This is a genomic window from Actinomadura sp. DC4, from assembly GCF_030406325.1.
Lineage (GTDB): Bacteria > Actinomycetota > Actinomycetes > Streptosporangiales > Streptosporangiaceae > Actinoallomurus.
The window spans coordinates 116,384-132,130 of the sequence record NZ_JAUEQY010000021.1; the positions used below are offsets into that span (position 1 = coordinate 116,384).

General features: G+C 72.1%; 15 protein-coding genes. 11 read left to right on the forward strand and 4 right to left on the reverse strand.

The features are described from left to right. Positions 1 to 3 precede the first annotated feature (3 nt). From QWU11_RS30535 to QWU11_RS30545, 3 genes are all read right to left on the reverse strand, one after another. Positions 4 to 132 (reverse strand): hypothetical protein, encoded by a 129-nt coding sequence (locus tag QWU11_RS30535; RefSeq protein WP_290117919.1) that lies wholly within the window; start codon positions 130 to 132, stop codon positions 4 to 6. A 172-nt stretch (positions 133 to 304) separates the two neighbouring features. Then, entirely contained in the window at positions 305 to 4,843 is a 4,539-nt protein-coding gene (locus QWU11_RS30540) for a cation-translocating P-type ATPase (protein ID WP_290117920.1), read from the reverse strand. Between the two features lie 184 nt (positions 4,844 to 5,027). Further along, a complete protein-coding gene (locus tag QWU11_RS30545; RefSeq protein ID WP_290117921.1) occupies positions 5,028 to 5,318 on the reverse strand; it encodes a hypothetical protein in 291 nt (96 codons plus the stop codon). A gap of 10 nt (positions 5,319 to 5,328) precedes the next feature. Between QWU11_RS30545 and QWU11_RS30550 the strand changes: the two genes are divergently transcribed. The 3 genes from QWU11_RS30550 to QWU11_RS30560 all read left to right on the forward strand — a co-directional run bounded on the left by QWU11_RS30550 (position 5,329) and on the right by QWU11_RS30560 (position 6,725). Then, entirely contained in the window at positions 5,329 to 5,991 is a 663-nt protein-coding gene (locus QWU11_RS30550; RefSeq protein ID WP_290117922.1) for a hypothetical protein, read from the forward strand. Positions 5,992 to 6,105: 114 nt separating this feature from the next. After that, on the forward strand, positions 6,106 to 6,450 hold the full coding sequence (locus tag QWU11_RS30555) for a DUF202 domain-containing protein (protein ID WP_290117923.1): 345 nt from the start codon (positions 6,106 to 6,108) through the stop codon (positions 6,448 to 6,450). Beyond that, positions 6,447 to 6,725, forward strand: coding sequence for a hypothetical protein (locus QWU11_RS30560; RefSeq protein ID WP_290117924.1), 279 nt, complete (start codon positions 6,447 to 6,449; stop codon positions 6,723 to 6,725). The genes QWU11_RS30555 and QWU11_RS30560 overlap by 4 nt, the downstream gene beginning before the upstream one ends. A 7-nt stretch (positions 6,726 to 6,732) precedes the next feature. Here the strand turns inward: QWU11_RS30560 and QWU11_RS30565 are convergent, their stop codons facing one another. Next, positions 6,733 to 7,131, reverse strand: a complete 399-nt coding sequence (locus QWU11_RS30565) for an ATP-binding protein (protein ID WP_290117925.1) — start codon at positions 7,129 to 7,131, stop codon at positions 6,733 to 6,735. 307 nt (positions 7,132 to 7,438) lie between these two features. On the opposite strand from QWU11_RS30565, the gene QWU11_RS30570 reads away from it, so the two are divergent. The 8 genes from QWU11_RS30570 to QWU11_RS30605 all read left to right on the forward strand — a co-directional run bounded on the left by QWU11_RS30570 (position 7,439) and on the right by QWU11_RS30605 (position 15,697). Continuing rightward, positions 7,439 to 8,305: a helix-turn-helix transcriptional regulator gene (locus tag QWU11_RS30570; RefSeq protein ID WP_290117926.1), complete on the forward strand. Its 867-nt coding sequence runs from the start codon at positions 7,439 to 7,441 to the stop codon at positions 8,303 to 8,305. Next, a complete protein-coding gene (locus QWU11_RS30575) occupies positions 8,306 to 8,548 on the forward strand; it encodes a DUF397 domain-containing protein (protein WP_290117927.1) in 243 nt (80 codons plus the stop codon). Between the two features lie 129 nt (positions 8,549 to 8,677). Beyond that, on the forward strand, positions 8,678 to 9,835 hold the full coding sequence (locus tag QWU11_RS30580) for a steroid 3-ketoacyl-CoA thiolase (protein WP_290117928.1): 1,158 nt from the start codon (positions 8,678 to 8,680) through the stop codon (positions 9,833 to 9,835). Positions 9,836 to 9,947: 112 nt separating this feature from the next. Beyond that, entirely contained in the window at positions 9,948 to 11,177 is a 1,230-nt protein-coding gene (locus QWU11_RS30585) for a cytochrome P450 (protein ID WP_290117929.1), read from the forward strand. A 66-nt stretch (positions 11,178 to 11,243) separates the two neighbouring features. Then, entirely contained in the window at positions 11,244 to 12,449 is a 1,206-nt protein-coding gene (locus tag QWU11_RS30590; protein ID WP_290117930.1) for a cytochrome P450, read from the forward strand. Positions 12,450 to 12,578: 129 nt separating this feature from the next. Next, positions 12,579 to 13,865, forward strand: a complete 1,287-nt coding sequence (locus tag QWU11_RS30595) for a glycosyltransferase family 4 protein (protein ID WP_290117931.1) — start codon at positions 12,579 to 12,581, stop codon at positions 13,863 to 13,865. After that, entirely contained in the window at positions 13,846 to 14,592 is a 747-nt protein-coding gene (locus QWU11_RS30600) for a methyltransferase domain-containing protein (protein ID WP_290118005.1), read from the forward strand. The genes QWU11_RS30595 and QWU11_RS30600 overlap by 20 nt, the downstream gene beginning before the upstream one ends. Beyond that, the gene (locus QWU11_RS30605) at positions 14,579 to 15,697 is read left to right on the forward strand and encodes a prenyltransferase (RefSeq protein ID WP_290117932.1); all 1,119 of its coding nucleotides are present in this window, start codon (positions 14,579 to 14,581) and stop codon (positions 15,695 to 15,697) included. The genes QWU11_RS30600 and QWU11_RS30605 overlap by 14 nt, the downstream gene beginning before the upstream one ends. The last annotated feature ends 50 nt before the right edge of the window (positions 15,698 to 15,747 follow it).

Here is a 15,747-nt window from a genome sequence, read left to right on the forward strand (position 1 = left end):
GGTCTAGACTCCGGCCGCCCGCAGGTCGCGGTAGAGACCGGAGCGCATGAACTGCAGGAACAGCCGGGCCAGGAGGGCCTGGAGGGCCATCACCAGAGCCTTCGCGAGGATGGTCGTGACGATGTCGGGCACGGGGAACACCTAACACATCGGGGGGCGCTTTCGTCCTGAGTATGCCTCCTTGTCCGATTTTTGGGAAACCTCGGCGGTAACGAGAAGGTGAACATTCCCCGACGGCCCGTCACCGGCCGGATCCGGTCCGTCAGATCGCCTGCCTGCGCGTACGCGGGACCCGCCCCGGCCGTCAGGTCGCCGGGCGTACGGTCTGCCAGGCCGTCCGTACCCGCTCCGCGAGCTCCTCCGGGAGGGCCTCGGCGATGCCGGCCGGCAGCCCGTCCCTCAGGCCGTCCCTCACCCCGTCCCGCAGGCCCTCGGCCAGACGGGCGCCCAGCTCGGCGCCGGGCACGTACGCGACCAGGGTGCCGCCCGGCAGTCGCGTCACCAGCACCGCACCGAGCGCGAACGTCCCCGCGCAGCCCAGCGCGATCGCCCAGCCGTGCGGAAGCAGGGGGCTGCTGCCGAAGAACCGGCTCAGGAACGGCACCTGGACGATGACGCCGAGCGCGGCCAGCGAGGCCAGCCCGGACGCGATCACGACCGGGTCGCGCCCTCCGGCGACGATCGTCTGGGCGAGCTGCGTGCCGACCAGGGCGACCAGCCCGATCGTGTCCGCCTGGGCGCGGCTCCCGCTCATCCGCCCGAGTGTCCAGGCGGCCATCGCGGCGCCCGCCGTGGCGCCCGCGCGTACCGCGATGTCGCGGGTGAGCGCGGCGCCGAGGGACCGGTCGGGTCCCTCGTTCAGGAGCTCCTCGCGCGTCACGCCCGTGGGCGGCCGGGACGCGAGCGCGACGGCCGGAAGCATGTCGGTGAGCAGGTTGACCAGGAGGAGCTGGCGGACGTTGAGCGGGCTGCTCCCGCTGACCAGGCTGGTCAGGACGGTGAAGGCGATCTCGCCGAGGTTGCCGCCGAGCAGGACCGCGAGGGCGTGCCGGGTCGACCGCCACATCGCCCGGCAGTCGGCGATCGCGTCGGTGATCGTCTCGATCCGGTCGTCGGTGACGACCACGTCGGCGGTCTCGCGGGCGGCCGGGGTGGCGCGCTCGCCGAGCGCGATCCCGACGTCGGCCAGGCGGATCGCCGGGGCGTCGTTGGCGCCGTCGCCGGTGACCGCGACCACCCGGCCCGCCGCGCGCAGCACCTGGACGACGCGCGCCTTCTGCCCCGGGCTCACCCGGGCGAACACCGACACATCCTTCAGGGTCTCGGCGAGCCCCTCGTCCGGCAGGGCGTCGAGCTCGGCCCCGGTCATGATCCGGCCGTTCAGAAGGTTCAGCTCGGCGGCGATGGCCTCCGCAGTGGTGGGGTGGTCGCCGGTGATCATCATCACGTCGACGCCCGACCGGCGCAGCCGCGTGACGGCCTCGGCCGCCGTCGGGCGTACGGGGTCGGCGATGCAGACCAGGCCCAGGAAGCACAATCGGTCGATGCGCGACTCGGTCAGGTCCTGCCGGCCCGAGGCCTTGCGCTCGGCGACCGCGAGGATCCGGTAGCCGAGGCGGGCCAGCCGGTCCATCTCCTGTTCGACCTTCTCCCGCGCCCTGGCGTCGAACTCCCGCGAACCCTCCCCGCGGCGCCACGTGCCGCAGCGGTCCAGCACGATCTCCGGCGCGCCCTTGACGCTGAGGATCTGCCCGTCCGGGGTGCGGCCGAGCACCGCGTGGAAACCGCGCGCCGGCTCGAACGGCATCTCGTCGACGCGCTTCCAGGCGCCGAACCCCTCGTCTTCCTTCATGCCCAGCTTCTTGGCCGCGCGGATGATCGCCCGGTCCGTGGGATGCGGCAGCCGGCGGCCGACCTGCTCGGGGCTCGCGCGCAGCGCGGCGGCGACGATCACCCGGCGGAACGGCGACAGCTCCGTGACCGGCGTGCTCGACTCGCCGTCCGAGACGAGCCTCAGCCGCAGCTTCCCGATGGTCAGCGTGCCGGTCTTGTCGAAGCACAGGATGTCGACCCGGCCGAGGGCCTCGATCGTCGCCGGGTTGCGGACGAGCGCGCCGCGCCGGGACAGGCGGCGCGCGGTGGCCAGCTCGGCCGCGGTGGCGACGAAGGGCAGGCCCTCGGGCACCGCCGCGACGGCCAGGCTGACCGCCGGGCCCAGCGCCTGGGCGAGCGGGCGCCCGCGCATCAGGTCGGTCAGGAACAGCCCGGCGCCCGCGCCCAGCGCGACCGGCAGCGTGACCCGGGTCAGCGATTGCAGCCGCGACTCGACGCCGCCGGGCCGGCGCTCGCCCACGAGCTGCACCGCACGGCCGATCTCGGTCCGGTCCCCGGTGGCGACGACCACTCCCGTCGCCTCCCCCGCCGCGATGACGGTGCCCTCGTACAGCATGGACGTCCGGTCGGCGACGGACTGGGACACGCTCGGCCGGGCGCTCTTGGTGACGAGCTGGGACTCCCCCGTGAGGCTGGACTCATCGACCTCCAGCCCCTTGCCGGCCAGCAGCCGCAGGTCGGCGGGTACGGCGTCGCCCGCGCTCAGCATGACGACGTCGCCGGGCACGAGCCGCTCCGCCGTGGTGTCGGTGTCGCCGGTCTGGGGCCGCCGCAGCCGTACGCGCACCGCGCTCAGGTCGACGAGCTGGCGCAGCGCGCGGTCCGCGCCCACGCGCTGGACGCCCGACATCAGGGCGTTGACCCCCAGGACCGCGCCGATCAGGGCGGCGTCGGTGACGGAGCCGACCACGGCCGAGACGCCCGCGCCGGCCGCCAGCGCGGGGGTGAGGGGGTTGTCGAGCTCCTCGACGACGACTCTCGCCAGCCCCGGAGCGGCCGGGGCGCCGTTGCCGGCCCGCGTCCGGCGGTGCTCGGCCTCCGTCGCGCTGATGCCCGCGGAGGTGGAGTCGAGGCGGTCCAGCACGGCCTGGGCCGGCCAGGCGTGCCAGGGCGTACGGTCGGCGGGCACGGCGACGGGCCGCCGGGCCGCCGCGAGGCCCGCCCAGGTCCCGGTCGCGAGCGCGGACAGGGCCGCCATGTCGATCGCGAGCTGGGCCCGGCGGGCGGCGTTCTGCGGGGTGCCGGTCGCGGCGAGGAGCGCGCCCGCCGCCGAGCCGACCTCGGCGATCCTGGCCGCGCGCGAGCTGGCGTCCCGCGCGGGCAGCAGGGCGTCGACCAGGGAGTACGCGCTGCGCAGACCGCCCGGACCACACAGGATGTGGGCGCCCCAGGGCGGGTGGCCGCCCGGGCCGACCAGGCCGATGCCGATGTCGGCTGCGGCCAGCGCCGCGCCGCCGCGCGCCGAGATCAGCATGACCGTACGGCCGTCCTCCTGCAGCGTGCGGATGGAGTTCAGCAGCCGGCTGCCTCCGGGGACGGTCTGCTCGACCGGGAGGCGCCGTCGCATCGCGGCGGCGGCGCCCGCGACCGCGACCGGGCAGGCCCGCCGCGCGAGCGCGATCACCGACTCGGCCATGGGGTCCAGCTCGACCACGACCGGTACGAGGGCGACCGGCTCGCCGTCGCAGGTCAGGACGAGGACCGTCGCGCCGCCGTCGCGCATCGCCGCCGCCTGCTCCTGCGTACCGCCGGGGAGCCGGGTCGTGGACCGCAGAGGCTCCACCGCCCAGGCGCCGTCCTCATGGCGGACGCTCAGCCGGCGCACGTCGACCAGGGTGTGGGCGTGCTCGTAGGCCTCCTCCGGCCGGACCGCGTCGGAGACGAGCACGACCTCCTCGATGGTCAGATCGCCCGTACGCAGGGCGGACGCGTCGATGACCACCTGGTTCACCCGGTCGAGGCGGCGCAGCGCGTCCGGTTCGGCCACGGCGACGTCGTGACGGCTGGCCGACATCCCGAGCTGGGCGGCGAACGCGTCCCGGCCCAGCCGGGCCGCCTTGGGCACGCCGGCGGCCAGCACGCCCTGGGCGCGGCCGGCGTCCTGGCCGAGCGCGTACGTGCCGATGGCGGCGGTGATCGCGGCCGGGATCACCCAGGCGGCGCGCTCCACCGGCCCGTACGGCAGGGGCACCGGCCGCGGCGGCACGTCGAACGGGTCGGCCGCGAAGGCGCCGGGCACCGGGGCCAGCCGTTTCGTACACCGGTCCCAGGTCTTCAGGTGCCCGCGCATCTCGACGACGCGGATCAGCCGGTGCATGGAGTTGATGATGGGCCCGGAGGGCTGGTAGGCGAGTGCGTGCGTGACCGCGACACCGCTGCCGAGGACCAGGTCGGTGGCGGGACGCCCGATGCTCCGTTCGAGCCGCGCGCGCACCTGGGGCGCCGCGTCGGCCATCGCCGCGAGCGTCGCCACTCCGGGCGGGAGGACCGGCAGGGGCGCGGCGCGGAAGAACCGGCCGGCCACGGCCGCGCCTCCTCCGGTCAGGTACGCGCCGATGAGCGCCATCTCGCGGACGACGGTCTGGTGGCTCGCTTGGTGGCCGCCGCCGGAGAACGGCTCGTCGTCGAGGCCGTGGAGCGCCTCGAAGGCCTCGATGACGTCGAGCAGCGCTTCGAGCGGCGTCTCGTCGCCGTGCAGGACCATGACGAGGCCGAGCGGGCCGTTCACCTCGGCGCGGGTGACGCCGATGACCTCCAGGAGCCGGGCGGTGAGGGACCTGGCGGCGGCCTCGGTCCCGGGCCGGTCCACGCCGCGGACCCGGATGCGCGTACGCCCCGGCGACCGGTGCACCTGGCGCCGCTCCATCGCGCCGGAGACGGCAATGGACACGGTCCGCATCGCGGTACCGGGCAGCCCGATCGCGCTACCGAGAAGTCGTCGCAGTGGCATTGATGTCTTTCCTGAGGCGGTCCGCCGGTGGCGGACGGCGAAGCGGACGGGACCGGACGCACGAGCGTTACGCCCTCTCGCCGCCGTGGCCGCGGGCCCCGGCGGCGTCGGTGTGAACGGTGGGCGCGGCCAGGACGCGGGCCGCTCACGGCTCGGCCGCCCCGCCCTGACCCTTCCGGGCCGCTTACGCGCGCGTCGCGGTCGCCGGGCGGCCGCCGGACCGGGTGCGCATCGCGCCCATGCTTCGGCCCGTACGACGGGCGATCAAGGTGCCGAGGCCGATCGCGGTGGCCACCGGCCAGTCGATCGCGCCGAGGACCGCCGCGATGCCGAGCCCGCCGTAGAAGGCGAGGCGTTCCGGCGGCGGCAGGTAGCCGGCCATGAGCCGCCCCGCGTCGCCGACATAGGACATGCCGGGCATCGGGATGCGCATGACCTTCATGTGCGGGCTCAGCACGGGGACCGGTACCTCCACCCCGTTCCCGTTGGCCGTACCCGAACGGGCCGCCGGCCTGCGCGTGGTCGTGGTCGTGGTGCCGGAGGCCCTGGCCGCGGACGTGCCCGACCCCGACGTCCGCGAGCGGGACGCCCCGGACGCTTTCGCCCGCGACGCCGGCTTCGAGGTGGACGCCTTGGCCCGCGACGTGCGGCTGCCGGACGTACCGGACTTGGCCCGGGACGCCCGTGAGGAGGACGTCTTCGCGCCGGACGCTCGCGACCCGGACGTCGTCGTGGACGTCGAGGCGGACGCCCGCGCACTCGGCGTCCGCGCGCTCGACGTCCGGGCAGTGGACGTACGGGCAGTGGACGTACGCGCGCTCGGCGTCCGCGCGCTCGACGTCCGCGTACCGGACGTGCTCGCACCGGACGCGCGGGCACTCGCGGTCTTGGTGCCCGAGCTCCGCGTCCGCGTGGCAGTACCCCGCGACGCGGTTCTCGTTTTGGTCGCTCTCCCAGCTTCCGCCATACCGAGCCATCCCCCCGCTCACGTGCCCGAACGCGTTGTCCGGTTAAGTCCACGTTGTTTCCCTCAGCAGGTACTCCCATGCCTGACGCGGCAGATCCAGACCGACCTTTTCCCTGGTCAGGGCGGCGCAATGGCAAGCGGCGCGGCGGCGGCCGCCGGGCGCGGACGTCACCGGCGGTGACCTTCATGACACCTCTTGTCCCCGATATCCGGCGTCGCTGGGAGGGCGGACGGGACAGCGGCATGGGTACGGATACGGACGGCCCGGAAACGAGAAAGAGGGAGTGGGGACGCGATGGCGCGCGAGGAGCCCGGCCACGAGCCCGACTACCGCTTCTCCCTCGCCAACGAGCGCACCCTCCTCGCCTGGATGCAGACGGCCTTCGGCCTGCTCGCGCTCGGCCTTCCCCTCGCCGGCGGCGTCCACGGCGTACGGCTGCCGCCCTGGCACCACGAGATCGGCCTGGGCGCGATCGCGCTGAGCGTGATGATCGTTCCCGCGGCGTACCGCAACTGGCGCCGCGCCCAGCTCGCCATGCGCCTCGGCCTGCGGCTCCCCCGCGACCCGCTGCCGGTGATCCTCGCCTCGGGGGTGGGCGTGCTTCTCGCGATCACGCTGGTCAGCGTGGTGACGAGGTGAGCGCCGCCGGGTCACAGCGGCAGCGCACCGAGCTCGCGTGGCTGCGAATGACGCTGTCGTCGTGGGCGATGGCGGTGCTGACGGCGCGGACCACGTTCCCCGCGGGCCTCATCGTGGTGGCCGGGCCGGCGGCGCTCACCGCGATCGCGCACGCGCGCCGTCGGCGGCTCGGAGAGGATGCCGCGCCTGCGGCACTGCGGCGCGAGACGGCGATGCTCCTGGCCGTCGCCTGTGCGGCCCTGGTGGCCGCGGCGGCACTGGCCGGAAGGGTCTGAGGGGGACTCAGCAGTCGGGGCAGAGGAAAACGGCCCAGACGACCTTTCCCTGGCCGGACAGCGGGGCCCAGTTCCACGAGTGGCTGAACGCCTCGACGAGGTGCAGGCCGCGCCCGCTCTGGGAGACCGAGTCGGGCTCCCTGTGCACGGGTATCTGGTCGCACGGGTCGGTGACCGCGCAGGTCAGCCGCTCTCCCGTCCGCAACAGGCTCAGCCGGATCGGGGTGTTCGCGCAGAGGTCGGCCGAGAGGCCGGCGGAGTAGCGCAGGGCGTTGGTGACGAGTTCGGAGACGACGAGCCGGACGTCGTCGTAGAGGCCGGCGAGGTCCCAGGAGAGAAGGACCGTACGGACGAAGTCGCGGGCCTCGCGGACCGACTCGGGAACGGCGGCGAGTCCTACGGACATCGTCTGCGAAGCGGGGCGGAGCGGAGCGTGATGGCGATCACGCCGGTGTTCACCCTGTGTGATCGTCGCCAGCCACTCTTGCGCTTCGTCGACCGTTTCCCCTGTTCTTTCGCCTGTCATCCAGCGCGCTCCGTGTGCTGTCATCGCGATCCCCGGGTGATCAGTGATCGGCGTGTCCGCGCGCTATCCTGCTCGACATGTCTTGCAGATGCAAGGCCCGATGCACGTGCAGATGACCGTGCGGACTCTGACAGCGGACGGGAGGGAGTGGCAGACTGTGCGCTGACCGATGCTCATGGAGGTAGGGGTGGAAACAGCGCAGCCCGCCGGAGGACCGACCGTTCTTCGCCGGCTCCTTGGTGCCCAGCTGCGCCGGTTGCGCGAGCGGCAGGGCATCACGCGCGAGGAGGCCGGATACGCGATCCGTGCCTCCGGCTCCAAGATGAGCCGCCTCGAGCTGGGCCGCGTCGGCTTCAAGGAGCGCGACGTCGCGGACCTGCTCACCCTGTACGGCGTCACCGACGACACCGACCGGGACACCCTTCTCGCCCTCGCCCAGGACGCCAACAGTCCTGGCTGGTGGCACAGGTACGGGGACATCCTCCCGGGGTGGTTCGAGACGTACGTCGGCCTGGAAGAGGCGGCGGCGCTGATCCGCACCTACGAAGTCCAGTTCATTCCCGGCCTGCTGCAGACCGAGGAATACGCCCGTGCCGTCATCTCCATGGGTAACTCGACCTCGCCTCCGGAGGAGATCGAGCAGAGGGTCAGCCTGCGAATAACACGCCAGAAGCTACTCACGCGCGGGGACTCCCCCCGCCTGTGGGCTGTCGTGGACGAGGCGGCGTTGCGCCGTCCGATCGGGGGACGGGATGTGATGCGCGGCCAGATCGAGCGGCTGATCGAGGCCACCAAACTGCCGGGCGTCATCCTCCAGGTGCTTCCGTTCCGGGTCGGCGGTCACACCGCCGAGGCCGGCGCGTTCACCATCCTGCGTTTCCCCGAGTCGGACCTTCCGGACGTGGTCTACGTCGAGCAACTGACCAGTGCCCTTTACCTGGACAGGCGCGACGACGTCGACTCCTACATGGAGGCCATGGAGCGCCTCTGTGTGGTCAGCGCACCTCCGGACAACACCGCCGAGATCCTCAGCAGGATTCTCCAGGAGACATAGATGCAGCAGTACCCCGCATACAACGGCGTTCCCGCCACCGACCTACTCGACGTCAGCTGGCAGAAGAGTCACCGGAGCAACTCCCAGGGCAACTGCGTGGAGCTCGCGAAGCTGCCCGACGGCAGCGTCGCCGTCCGCAACTCCCGCCACCCGGCCGGACCCGCACTGGTCTACACGAAGGCCGAGATCCGGGCGCTCATCCAGGGCGCCAAGGCCGGCGACTTCGACAGCCTGCTCGTCTGACACGGCCTCGCGCCGCATCCTCCTTTCATTAGAACCAGTTATCAGGCGTACTCGCCTGCCGTACGGATATTGCCGGTATCCCACTAGAACAGGTTATTGTTTTCAGCCAAGGTTCTGGTGGGAGGCCGCATGAGTAACCCCGTGATCGTCGAGGCTGTCCGGACGCCGATCGGCAAGCGCCGAGGCCGGCTGGCCGGACTGAAACCGCAGGCCGTGCTCGCCCACGCGCAGCTCGCCCTGGTCGGCCGCGCCGGTATCGACCCGGCCGGCGTCGGCCAGGTCTTCGCCGGCTGCGTGACCCAGGCGGGCGAGCAGGGCGGCCACGTCGGCCGGCACGCCTGGCTGTACGCCGGCCTCGACCACCGGACCGGCGTCACCACCATCGACGCCCAGTGCGGCTCCAGCCAGCAGGCCGTGCACCTCGCCGCCGCGCTCGTGCACTCGGACGTCGTCCAGACCGCGATCGGCTGCGGCGTCGAGGTGATGAGCCGCGCGCCGCTCGGCAGCAACGTGCTGCCGGCCAACCCCCGCCCCGACGACTGGTCCATCGACCTGCCCGACCAGTTCACCGCCGCCGAGCGCATCGCCGCCCGGCGCGGTCTCACCCGCGCCGACCTGGACGCCTTCGGCGTGCGCTCCCAGCGGCTCGCCGCCAAGGCCGTCGCCGACGGGCGCTTCGACCGCGAGATCGCGCCCATCGAGGCGCCGGTGCTGGACGGTGAGGGCGCGCCGACCGGCGAGACCCGTACGGTCGACCGCGACGAGGGCCTGCGCGAGACCACGATCGAGGGACTGTCCGGGCTCCGCCCGGTGTTCGGCGAAAGCCTGCACACCGCCGGCACGTCCTCGCAGATCTCCGACGGCGCCGCGGCCGTGCTCGTGATGGCCGAGGAGGCCGCCCGCGCCCAGGGGCTGCGTCCCCGCGCCCGGATCCGCGCACAGGCGCTCGTGGGCGCCGAGCCGTACTTCCACCTCGACGGGCCGGTGAACTCCACCGCGCGGGTGCTGGAGTCGGCCGGGATGACGATGGGCGACATCGACCTGTTCGAGATCAACGAGGCGTTCGCGTCGGTCGTGCTGTCGTGGGCGTCCGTGCACGAACCGGACATGGACCGGGTCAACGTCAACGGCGGGGCGATCGCGCTCGGCCACCCGGTCGGCGCCACCGGCGCCCGGCTCATCACCACGGCGCTGCACGAGATGGAGCGCCGCGACGCCGCGACCGCCCTGGTCACGATGTGCGCGGGCGGCGCGCTGTCCACCGCCACCATCCTCGAACGACTCTGACGCGACGGCCTCTGACACCCCGCAACCCGCCGTGATGAGACAAGCGCCACGTTGACCCTAACGAGCGCTTGGTTTAGAACGTGTTACAGAACGTTCACCCGGAGGAGTGCCGATGGCCGTCGACATCATCAACCCGGAGATCTACGAGACGAACGGCTTTCCCGCGGACGACTTCCGCCGGCTGCGCCGGGAGTCACCGGTCTTCTGGCACGAGGATCCCGCCCAGGGCATGCCCGGCTTCTGGGCGGTGACGAGGTACGACGACGTGGTGCACGTCTCGCGCCACCCGGAGCTGTTCTCCTCGTACGCACGAACCTCGATGTTCAACGAGTTCGCCGACGAGGACGTCGCGCTCTACCAGCTGATGATGCTGTTCATGGACCCTCCGCAGCACACCCGGCAGCGGATGTTCGTCAACCGCGGCTTCACGCCCCGCATGATCAAGCGGCTCGAGGAGCACATCCGCGACGTCGCCCACCGGCTCATCGACCAAGTCGCGACCCGCGGGGAGTCCTGCTTCGTCCGCGACATCGCGGCGCCGTTCCCCCTCTACGTCATCTGCGAGCTGATCGGCGCGCCGGCCAAGGACCACGACAAGATCTTCGACTGGTCGAACGCCCTGGTCGGCGCGGACGACCCGGAGTTCTCCACCGCTCCCGAGGACGCGCGGGAGGTCTCGCTGGAGGTGCTGCAGTACGCGCACGAGCTGGCGGCCGACCGGCGGGAGTTCCCGCGCGACGACATCGCGACGAGCCTGCTCGAACCGGACGCCGACGGCCGCCGGCTCAGCGCCGATGAGTTCGCCATGTTCATCCTGCTCCTGCTCATCGCGGGCAACGAGACGACGCGCAACGGCGCCGCCGGCGGCATGCTCGCGTTCTTCGACCACCCGGACCAGTGGCAGCGCCTGGTGGGCAACCGCGGCCTGCTCAAGACCACCGCCGACGAGGTCGTGCGCTGGGTCAGCCCGGTCAACATGTTCCGGCGGACCGCGGTCCAGGACACCGAGATCCGGGGCCGGCGCATCGCCGAGGGCGACAAGGTGGTGATGTTCTACTCCTCGGCCAACCGCGACGAGGACGTCTTCACCGACCCCTACACCTTCGACGTCGGCCGCGACCCCAACCCCCACATCGGGTTCGGCGGCGGCGGACCGCACTTCTGCCTGGGCACGCACCTGGCCCGGCTCGAGCTGACCGTCCTGTTCGAGCTGATCCTGGAGCGGATGCCCGACATCGGCCCGGCGGGCCCGGCACGCCGCCTGCGGTCCAACTTCATCAACGGGATCAAGGAGATGCCGGTCCGGTTCACGCCCTCAGAGCGGGTCGGAACGCAGGAGTAGAACAAGTTCCATTTACGGGCGTGGTCGTTTACGCTCAAGAGCCCCTGACCTCCAAGGGCGGTTGCCATGGACATCGATCTCGTCGACCCCGACCTGTACGCCAACGGCGGCATCCCGCACGAACAGCTCCGGTGGCTCCGCGCGAACGCACCGGTCTACCGGCATCACGGCGATCCGGACTTCTGGGCGGTCACGCGTTTCGACGACGTCGTGCACGTGTCACGGCACCCTGAGATCTTCTCCTCGCACAGCAAGCTCGCGCTGTTCCCCGAGCCCTCGGAGGAACAGCTCGCGATGCAGCGGATGATGATGCTCAACCAGGACCCGCCCGAGCACACGCGCAAGCGCGCGATCGTCAACCGGGGCTTCACGCCGCGCACCATCGGCCGGCTCGAAGAACACGTACGCAGCATCTGCCATGACCTGATCGAGGAGGTCGCGGGGCACGGCGAGGCCGACTTCGTGCACGACATCTCCGCGCCGCTGCCGCTCTATGTGATCTGCGAGCTGCTCGGCGCGCCCCCCGAGGACCGGGAGAAGATCTTCGACTGGTCCAACCGACTGGTCGCCGAGGACGACCCGGACTACCGCAAGCCCGAGGACGACGGCATGGTGGCCGCGGGCGAGCTGTACGCCTACGCGAACGAGCTGGCCGTACGCCGCCGGGAGGAGCCGCGGGACGACATCGTCACCCGGCTCCTGCAGCCGCACGGCGGCGAGGAGCTGTCGGTCGACGAGTTCGACCTGTTCGTGATGCTGCTGACCGTGGCCGGCAACGAGACCACGCGCAACGCCGCGTCCGGCGGGATGCTCGCCTTCTTCGAGCACCCCGACCAGTGGCGGCGCATGGTCGACGAGCACACCGCCGGCGGCGGGCGGCTGTCGGAGACGTTCCCGGACGAGATCGTGCGCTGGGTCAGCCCGGTCAACCTGTTCAAGCGCACGGCGACGCGCGACACCGAGCTCGGCGGTCAGCGCATCGCCGAGGGCGACAAGGTCGTCGTGTTCTACTCCTCGGCCAACCGCGACGAGGACGTCTTCACCGACCCCGACACCTTCGACGTCGGCCGCGACCCCAACCCCCACATCGGGTTCGGCGGCGGCGGACCGCACTTCTGCCTCGGCGCGCACCTGGCCCGGATGGAGCTGCGGGTGTTGTTCGAGATGCTGCTGGAACGAATGCCGGACATCACACAGGCCGGTGAGGCGCGCCGCCTGCGGTCCAACTTCATCAACGGCATCAAGGAGATGCCCGTCCGTTTTGCCAGTTGAGAGGGTCGTTGCGAGAAACTAGTGGTTTTCCCCACTTTTAGACTCAGTGCCTAATATCGTCCGCGCAGGTCGAACAGGGCAGGCTATGGTCTTACATCACTGAGTGACCCATTTACGGGAGGGGCGAGCGTGGATGAGGTAGACGAACCGTTGCGCGTCGCACTGCTCTCCTACCGGAGCAAACCGCACTGCGGCGGCCAAGGCGTCTACCTCCGGCACCTGTCCCGTGAACTGGTCGATCTCGGGCACCACGTCGAGGTCTTCTCCGGCCAGCCGTACCCCGAGCTCGACCGCGACGAGATCACGCTGCACAAGGTCCCGAGCCTGGACCTGTACGCCGACGAGGACCCGTTCCGCACGCCGAAGCTGTCGGAGTACCGCGACTGGATCGACGTCCTGGAGTTCGCCCACATGAGGACGGGCGGCTTCCCCGAGCCGCTGACCTTCAGCCTCCGCGTCCTGCGTGAGCTGCGCAGACGCCGTGCCGACTACGACGTCGTGCACGACAACCAGGTCCTCGGCTACGGCAACCTCGGCATCTCCCGTCTCGGCCTTCCGCTGGTGACGAGCATCCACCACCCGATCAGCGTCGACCGCCGCATCGAGATCGAGGCGGCCAAGGGCCTCAAGCAGCGGTTCGGCAAGCGGCGCTGGTACGGCTTCGTCCGTATGCAGGCGCGCGTCGCCGCGCGCATCGGGCCGATCCTGACCGTCTCCGGCTCCTCCAAGCACGACATCGTCCGCGACTTCGGCGCCCTGCCCGACGACGTGCACATCCTGCCGCTCGGCGTGGACGACGTTCACTTCCACCCGCGCGGCGAGCGCGTCCCCGGCCGCATCGTCGCGGTGGCCAGCGCGGACTCCCCGCTCAAGGGCGTCGCCACACTGCTGCGCGCCGTCGCCAAGCTCGCCACCGAACGCGACGTGCACGTGGTCGTGGTCGGCCGGCCGACCAAGGGCGGCCCGACCGACAAGCTCGTCGCCGAGCTGTCCCTCGGCGACCGGGTGCGCTTCGTGTCCGGCATCTCCGACGAGGAGCTGGGCGAGCTGCTCGCGAGCGCCGAGATCGCCGCCGTCCCCTCCCTGTACGAGGGGTTCTCGCTGCCGGCCGTCGAGCACATGGCCTCGGGCACGCCGCTCGTCGCCAGCCGTACGGGCGCGCTGCCCGAGGTGGTCGGCGACGCCGCCGTCCTCGTCGAGCCGGGCGACGTCGAGGAGCTGGCCGCGGCGTTCCGGCGGCTGCACGACTCGCCGCAGGAGCGGATGAGCCTTGGCGCGGCCGGCTACGAACGCGTCCAGGAGCGGTTCACCTGGTCCGCCGTCGCGCGGGCCACCGTCGGTCACTACAGAGACGCCATCGCCCAGCGCGACGGCGCCGTACGGAAGGAGCACGGCCCTGCTGACCGTGGACTTTGACCGGTTCCGCATCTCGCCCGGCGAGCGGGTTCTCGACATGGGCTGCGGCGCCGGCCGGCACGCGTTCGAGCTGTACCGGCGCGGGGCCCACGTGGTGGCGTTCGACCGCGACGAGAAGGAGCTGGCGGCGGTCGCGACGATGTTCGGCGCCATGGAGCTGGAGGGTGAGCCGCCCGCGGGCGCCTCGGCCCGTACGGTGACCGGCGACGCGCTCGGCCTGCCGTTCCCGGACGACTCCTTCGACAAGATCGTCGCCGCGGAGGTGCTGGAGCACATCCCCGACGACATGAGCGCGATGGCCGAGCTGCTGCGCGTGCTCAAGCCGGGCGGGCGGCTCGCCGTCACCGTGCCCTCATGGCTGCCCGAGCGGATCTGCTGGGCGCTGTCGGAGGACTACCACACCGCGCCCGGCGGCCACGTGCGCATCTACACGCGCGCCGAGCTGGAGGCCAAGCTCAAGGCGACCGGCTTCGAGGTCGGCGGCCACCACCACGCCCACGGCCTGCATGCGCCGTACTGGTGGATCAAGTGCGCGGTCGGCGTCGACAACGACTCCCACCCGGCCGCCAGCGCCTACCACCGGCTCCTGGTCTGGGACATCATGAAGCGCCCCCTCGCCACCCGCCTGGCCGACCGCGTGCTGAACCCCGTGATCGGCAAGAGCGTCGTCGTGTACTTCACCAAACCGGACGTACCGGTGCGGGAGCGGGCGCATGCGGCGGCCTGACGCCGTGCCCGGGATTCCGACCAACGACGACCTCGTCGCCACCGCCCACTCGATCGCCGCCCAGCAGGAGCCGTCGGGCGCCATCCCGTGGTTCGCGCCCGTGGGCGGCGTGCCCGGCCACGTCGACGCCTGGAACCACGTCGAGGCCGCGATGGCGCTGTCCACGGCCGGGCTGACCGGCGCGGCACGGCGCGCGTACGAGTGGCTGCGCGGCGTCCAGCGCGAGGACGGCTCGTGGCCCGCCAAGTGGGTCATGGGCGAGGTGACCGAGCCCGGCTCCGAGTCCAACCACGCCGCGTACCTGTCGGTCGGCGTCTGGCACGAGCTGACGCTGACCGGCGACGACGACTTCGCCCGGCACATGTGGCCCGCCGTGCACCGCGCCGTCGACTTCGTCCTCGGCCTGCAGAGAGCCCGCGGCGAGATCCTGTGGATGCGCCACCCCGACGGGTCCCCCGCCGACCACGCGCTGCTCACCGGCTGCTCGTCCATCTACCAGTCGCTGCGCTGCGCGGTCGCCCTCGCCGAGCACCTGGGCGAGCCGCAGCCGGACTGGGAGCTGGCCGCCGACCAGCTCGGCCACGTCGTCGCCTGCCACCCCGAGGCCTTCGCGGACAAGAACAGGTTCTCGATGGACTGGTACTACCCGGTCCTCGGCGGGCCCCTGCGCGGCAACGCGGCGCGCCGCCGGATCGCGGAGCAGTGGGACACCTTCGTGGTCGAGGGCCTGGGCTGCCGGTGCGTCTCGGACCAGCCGTGGGTGACCGGCGCGGAGAGCTGCGAGCTGGTGCTCGCGCTGGACGCGATGGGCGACACGGCGCGGGCCCGTGAGCTGTTCGCGACCATCCAGCACCTGCGGCACGAGGACGGGTCGTACTGGACGGGCTGGCAGTTCGCCAACGAGCGCCACTTCCCGGGCGACCGGTCGACCTACACGGCGGCCGCGGTGATCCTCGCCGCCGACGCCCTGGCGGGCGGCTCCCCGGCGTCCCGCCTCTTCAAGGAGATCGCCGGTCGCGACCTCGGCCCGTCGGAGCCGGCCGACCCGGTCGCGTGCGGCTGCGAGGCGCCGTCGCTGGCGGACTCGGTCCGTACGCGGGGCTGACCACAACCGCCGCCTTGCCGGAATTTCGGGACCAAACGCTCAAAGGGGAT

Coding starts and splice junctions, on each gene's coding strand:
- QWU11_RS30590 (WP_290117930.1), top strand. CDS start 11,244: ATGGACATCGATCTCGTCGACCCCGACCTGTACGCCAACGGCGGCATC.
- QWU11_RS30565 (WP_290117925.1), bottom strand. CDS start 7,131: ATGTCCGTAGGACTCGCCGCCGTTCCCGAGTCGGTCCGCGAGGCCCGC.
- QWU11_RS30580 (WP_290117928.1), top strand. CDS start 8,678: ATGAGTAACCCCGTGATCGTCGAGGCTGTCCGGACGCCGATCGGCAAG.
- QWU11_RS30585 (WP_290117929.1), top strand. CDS start 9,948: ATGGCCGTCGACATCATCAACCCGGAGATCTACGAGACGAACGGCTTT.
- QWU11_RS30555 (WP_290117923.1), top strand. CDS start 6,106: ATGGCGCGCGAGGAGCCCGGCCACGAGCCCGACTACCGCTTCTCCCTC.
- QWU11_RS30575 (WP_290117927.1), top strand. CDS start 8,306: ATGCAGCAGTACCCCGCATACAACGGCGTTCCCGCCACCGACCTACTC.
- QWU11_RS30605 (WP_290117932.1), top strand. CDS start 14,579: ATGCGGCGGCCTGACGCCGTGCCCGGGATTCCGACCAACGACGACCTC.
- QWU11_RS30540 (WP_290117920.1), bottom strand. CDS start 4,843: ATGCCACTGCGACGACTTCTCGGTAGCGCGATCGGGCTGCCCGGTACC.